Raw genomic sequence first — 5210 nt, forward strand, 5'->3', positions numbered from 1 at the left:
GTGCGAGGGCTTGATCCCGGAGGGAGACCGGGCCCTCGCGAAGGCGCGCAGCGACTTCGAGGGGATTAAAGGAAGATCCTGGTCGCCACCGCGATCTGGTAGATCAGCCCCAGCAGCTCGCTGCCCACCTGGAACACCTTCGGGTCCAGCCGGGGCAGGGCGATCAGCTCGTCCCCCGGCTGTGGCCCTTCCTCCGGCTCCAGCACCAGCTCCCCGCTCGCGCGGCGGATCATCATGCTGCCCTCGCTGCCGCGCGGGGTGAAGCCGCCGGCGGCGCGGACGTAGTCGGCAATCCGCATCCCCTGGCGCCACACCACGGCGCGCGGCGCCGTCACCTCGCCCGCCACCAGCACGGTCTGCGACCTCTCGGGGATGACGATCACATCGCCTTCCTCCAGCCGCACCGGCGCGCAGCGCCCGTCTCGGTCGGAGACGACGACGCGCCCCTCAGGCTGGGTCCGCCGCGCCCGCTGGATGTAGGAGGAGACAAGGTTGGCCTCCGTCGCCCGGATGGCGGCGACGCCGGTGGTGGCGGAGACGGACAGGAAAAGCTGCCGCTCCAGCCGGTCCAGCGCCTCGTCGATGGCGCGGCGCTGCTGCTGCGCGACGGAAGGCCGCAGCAGGAAGACCGAGCGCGTATCGGCCAGCGCCGGATCCACCGCGATGTGGTCCAGCACGTCGCATAGCGTGGCGTCGCGGTCGGCGACCAGCACGGAGGGGCCGATGCGGCTGCCTTCCACCGTCACGCGCACGCTGCGCGCCGGGCTGTCCGTGATGAAGGTGACGGTGTCCTGGTCGCCCAGCGTCACGCCCGCCAGCTCGCTCAGCGAGACGTAGCGGGAGAAGGGCTGGCCGCCGCGGCTGCCGCGGATGATGGCGTTGGTCGCGGCGGGCAGGGGACGGGCATAGTCGATCAGCTCCCGCCCGGCCATCAGCCGGGCCGGTACCTCGAACAGGTAGTTGTTGCGCACCGCGCCATCGGCGCCCACCACGGCGCGCTGCCGCGCCACCACGATGGTGTCGCCCTCCTGCAGCCGCACCGCCGGCAGCTTTCCGTCCATCAGGAAGCGGTAGAGATCGACCGTCGCCACGGTGCGGCCGCCGCGCTGCACCTGGATGTCGCGGTAGGAGCCACGGCCGGGATCGACGCCGCCGGCCCGCACCAGGAAGTCCAGCACGCTGTCCGCCGCGCTGCCGCCGAAGCGGCCCGGGGTGCGGACGAAGCCGGCGACGAAGACGCCGATGCGCTGGGTGGAGAGCAGCACCGCATAGACCTGCACCTGGCTGGTGTAGGTGCGCTGCACCTCGGCCTCCACCACCTGCTGCAGGTCGCCGGCGCGGGTGCCGGCGATGCGGATCGGGCCGATATTGGGCAGGAAGAGGTTGCCCGTGGGGTCGACCACGGCCACCGTCTCCGCCTCCACCGCACCCCAGACGCGGATGGAGACGCGGTCGCCGGGGACGATCTGGTAGTTCGGATTGGGCGCGTCGGAGACCGAGGTCGCGTCGCGGGTGAAGAGGCTGGCGCCGAACACCGCGGTGACGTTGCCGGCCCGGCTGCGGTCGCCGAGCGGCCCGGTGGCGGTGGGCCCGCCTTCGGACTGCGTCTCCATGCCAGGGCGGTTCAGTACCCGGTCGGGGCCCACCAGGTTCGGCAGGCCTTCCGTCACCGCGGCGCCGCTGGCGGGGGACGGGTTGGGCCGGGTCAGCTGAAGGTTCTGCTGCTGCAGCATCTGGTTCTGCTGGAGGAGCTGCATGGGAGTCTGCGCCAGGGCGACATCCGGCGCCATGGCCACCAGCAACGCCATCCTGGCGCGTCTGGTGAGGCCTTCAAGAAGCATGTTCGCGCATTCCCGCCACGAGGAGCCAAGCCAGCCCGTAGGCCACGGACAGGCAGATGAAGATGTAGAGGGTGGTCTGCACGCCCTTCGGGTAGCGGGCGTATTCGGCGAGGTTCGGCTCGACCACGCGCAGCAGGAAGATCTGCTGGCGCTGCGCGTCCACCCGCGCGCGCTCGAGCGAGGCGGTGGCGGAGGCGAGCTGGGTGCGCGCCAGCTCCCGCTCCGTCCCCAGCCGCTCATACTCGCCGATCTGCTGGGAAAGGCCGGCATCGGTGCTGCTGATCCGCACCCGCTCCTCGGCCACCTGGGCGTTCAGCGCCTCGATGCGGTTGCGCAGCTGGACGACGCGCGGATTGTCGGCGCGGGTGAAGCGCTGCGCCTCCGCCATCTCGGCCCGCGCCTGGGCCAGCGCGCCTTCCAGCCGGCCGAGATTCTCGAGCGCCAGGGCGGCGGAGCGGGTCGGGTCCACCGCACGCTCCCGCTCCCGGAACTGGGTCATCTCCAGCTGCACGGCGGCCAGCCGCTGCTCGGCGCGGGCCACTTCCTCCCGCGCCACGCGCAGCCCGTCCTCCTGCAGCCGCTGGTTCAGGTTGTTCACCATGGCCTCGGAGAGGGAGAGCAGCGCCTCGGTGATCGCCTTGCTGTCCTCCGCCCGGAAGCTGCGGACACGCAGCGCGGTGATGCCGCTGGTGGTGTCGAACTCCACCGAGACCATGCGGCGGTAGTAGTCCTGCAGCCGCTCGGCCGTCGGGTTCTCCCACCACAGCCGGGCCACCGCATCGGCTTCGGGCCGGCGGAACATCTCCACCAGCGGCAGCCGGGCGCGCAGCGCGGCGACGGCGTCGTGGGATTCCAGGTAGTCCCGCACCCCCATCGCGTCTTCCGAGGCCGGACGGAAGCCCGAGGCCTGGAGCATCTCGCCGAGGCCGCCGGTCGGGGCCTGCTGGCGGCCGCGGATCAGGAAGCGGGCTTCGGAATCATATTGCGGAGCGGCGAAGTGGATGAAGTAGAGGCCGGCCAGCAGGGTCGGCAGCAGCACGGTCAGCTTGAAGGCATTGCGGCGCGCCAGGCGGCGAACCCGGCTCATCAGTCCCGGCGCGGCGACCGGGCCGGACCAGCCAGCCTCGATCGCCCCGGCCTCAGGCAGCGTGGTAGGCGGCGATTGCTTCGTCCAGATCGTCATAGCGGGTCAACCTACCATCCTGCAGGACCGCGGCGGAGGAGCAGAAGGCCCGCACCGTTTCGGCCTGGTGAGAGACAAGCAGCAGGGTGCTGCGGGCATGGCGCTCGGCCAGGGCGGCGCGGCAGCGCTCGCCGAACCGGCTGTCGCCGACGGCGATCACCTCATCGACCAGGTAGCAGTCGAAATCGACCGCGAGGGAGAGGGCGAAGCCGAGGCGCATCATCATGCCGGAGGAGTAGGTTCGCACCGGCAAGCGGAAATACTCGCCGAGCTCGGCGAAATCCTCCACGAAGCCCACCGTCCAGTCGATCGGCTTGCCGTAGATGCGCGCGATGAAGCGGGCATTGTCGGCGCCGGTGATGCTGTAGTGCATGGCGCCGGCGAAGCCGAGCGGCCAGGAGACGCTCATCCGCCGCTCGATCCGGCCGGAGGTGTAGCCCTCCACCCCGGCGATCAGGCGCAGCAGCGTGGTCTTGCCCGCGCCGTTGCGGCCAAGGATGCCCACCTTCTCGCCATGGCGGAACTCCGTCGAGAGCCCGCTCAGCACGGTCTTCGGCCCGAGATGGGTCTTGTAGGTCTTGCAGAGGTCGGTGATGCGGATCATGGCGCTAGATCACCAGATCATGCCGGCCGCGCCGGATCGCTGCCATGCCCAGCAGGTTCAGCCCGGCGATCCAGGCGATGACGTAGCCGACGTTGTAGTGCGTCGGCACCTGGCTGCCGAATTCCCCGTCCCGGATCATCTCGAAGATATGCACTGTCGGGATCCAGAGCGCGGAGCGCTGCAGGTCCGTCGGCAGCCAGAATACCATGAAGAAGGCGCCGGTCGCCGGCAGGGCGATGTAGGTGCAAAGGTGCACCACCCGGTCGAACACCTCGGTGTAGATGCTGCCGGCGGCGATCAGCAGCGCCACGCCGTGGCAGAAGGCCAGCATCAATACCATGCCGATCACCATCTTCTCCGGCGCATGCGGCCATTGCCCCGCAGTCATGCCGAAGAACAGCGTGAAGGCGAGCATCGCCCCGCCCACCGCGGCCCCTTCCAGCAGGTCGCGCGCCAGGATGATGTCGAAGACCGAGATGTTGCGGTGGTAGAGCAGCGACTGGTTGGAGACGATCGCCGTGGGTGCGCGGTTGATGATGCCGCGCAGCAGGTAATAAGGGATGTAGCCCATCACCCAGAAGGTCGCGACATTCAGCCCCCCCGGCAGCCCATGGCCGCTGAGATGGTGCACCATGCCTATCGCGCCGCCGAGCAGCGCGGGTTCGACGAAAAGCCAGAGATAGCCGAGATTGTCGCGGCCGAAGCGGGTCCCGAGCTCGCGCAGCGTGAGCGCGCCGATCACCCGCAGCTGCACCCGCAGCCCGGCGAGGACGCTGCCGCGCGCTGCGGCACCGCCGCTCACGGCCGGGATGCGGCGCCGCCGCGCAGCAGCGGCCGGGCCTCCACCCAGCCGGTCTCGCCCTGGCAGATCAGCCGGCTGCGCTCGTCATAGCCGCTGCCGACCAGCACTTCCCGGCACTCCCGCCCGCTGGCGGCGACATAGCTGCGCAGCAGCCGCACCCTTGCGACCTGGCCGGTGCCGGCCAGAGCCACGCTGCCCTGGCTGCCCGGCGCCGCGGTGGCGGCGAAGGCGGCCAGCGGATCCGCCGGCGTGACATAGGCGGCAGGCGTGACGAGGCCGTCGGCATCGGCGCCGCCCCGTTCCCCGAGGGCGGCACAGCCGGTCAGGGCCATGCCGAGAGCGACCAGCCCGAGAAGCGCAGAGCGCCGATGCGGCGGTCTCCGAAGCTTTTCGTTCCAGTTGCACGCGCCGTTTTGGACAATGCGCAAAATGATATTCATTCGCTGATGGCTCCCATCACCCCTCTAGCAAAAAGCGAGGCGGCGGTAAGCACGTTTCGCATCCTGGGCGAACCCTCATCCCTATAGGCCGGCGAGCATGAATCATTTATTTCGCGCGCTGGAGTTTGCGGAGGAGACGGTGGCGGCGGGCGAGGGGAGCATGGGGGCGAGGGCCGCCGCGGCGCAGTCCCCCGGCCTGTTCCGCGCGCCGGCCTTCGGCCGCCGCCAGGCGCTGCTCTCCTGGCTCGCTGCGCCGGACCTGCCCACCGCCATCCGGGCCGGCCTCGCCGCGCCCGCCACGGTGCCGGCGCTGCCTGCGCTGCTCGCGGCCTGGCGGACG

The 5210-nt window shown here is 70.6% G+C and carries 6 protein-coding genes; 1 reads left to right on the forward strand and 5 read right to left on the reverse strand.

What is annotated here, in order from left to right; translation table 11 throughout:
- Positions 1-65: 65 nt before the first annotated feature.
- Genes NJ376_RS24400 through NJ376_RS24420 form a run of 5 tightly spaced genes read right to left on the reverse strand, consistent with a single transcriptional unit; the run spans position 66 to position 4762 of the window.
- Positions 66-1841 (reverse strand): polysaccharide biosynthesis/export family protein, encoded by a 1776-nt coding sequence (locus tag NJ376_RS24400; RefSeq protein ID WP_252955889.1) that lies wholly within the window; start codon positions 1839-1841, stop codon positions 66-68.
- Entirely contained in the window at positions 1831-3024 is a 1194-nt protein-coding gene (locus NJ376_RS24405) for a capsule biosynthesis protein (protein ID WP_252955890.1), read from the reverse strand. Before NJ376_RS24405 ends, NJ376_RS24400 begins: the two co-directional genes overlap by 11 nt.
- Complete coding sequence (locus NJ376_RS24410) at positions 2981-3628, reverse strand: ABC transporter ATP-binding protein (protein WP_252955891.1); 648 nt, start codon at positions 3626-3628, stop codon at positions 2981-2983. Before NJ376_RS24410 ends, NJ376_RS24405 begins: the two co-directional genes overlap by 44 nt.
- Positions 3629-3632: 4 nt before the next feature.
- Positions 3633-4430, reverse strand: a complete 798-nt coding sequence (locus tag NJ376_RS24415; protein ID WP_252955892.1) for an ABC transporter permease — start codon at positions 4428-4430, stop codon at positions 3633-3635.
- Positions 4427-4762, reverse strand: a complete 336-nt coding sequence (locus tag NJ376_RS24420) for a DVU3141 family protein (RefSeq protein WP_252955893.1) — start codon at positions 4760-4762, stop codon at positions 4427-4429. The genes NJ376_RS24415 and NJ376_RS24420 overlap by 4 nt, the downstream gene beginning before the upstream one ends.
- A 205-nt stretch (positions 4763-4967) precedes the next feature.
- Here NJ376_RS24420 and NJ376_RS24425 point away from each other — a divergent pair.
- Positions 4968-5210 (forward strand): hypothetical protein (locus NJ376_RS24425; RefSeq protein ID WP_252955894.1); only part of this gene is annotated, 243 nt, incomplete at its 3' end.

The organism is Siccirubricoccus soli (genome assembly GCF_024178315.1).
GTDB lineage: Bacteria > Pseudomonadota > Alphaproteobacteria > Acetobacterales > Acetobacteraceae > Siccirubricoccus > Siccirubricoccus soli.

Coding starts and splice junctions, on each gene's coding strand:
- NJ376_RS24400 (WP_252955889.1), bottom strand. CDS start 1,841: ATGCTTCTTGAAGGCCTCACCAGACGCGCCAGGATGGCGTTGCTGGTG.
- NJ376_RS24405 (WP_252955890.1), bottom strand. CDS start 3,024: ATGACGATCTGGACGAAGCAATCGCCGCCTACCACGCTGCCTGAGGCC.
- NJ376_RS24410 (WP_252955891.1), bottom strand. CDS start 3,628: ATGATCCGCATCACCGACCTCTGCAAGACCTACAAGACCCATCTCGGG.
- NJ376_RS24420 (WP_252955893.1), bottom strand. CDS start 4,762: ATGGCCCTGACCGGCTGTGCCGCCCTCGGGGAACGGGGCGGCGCCGAT.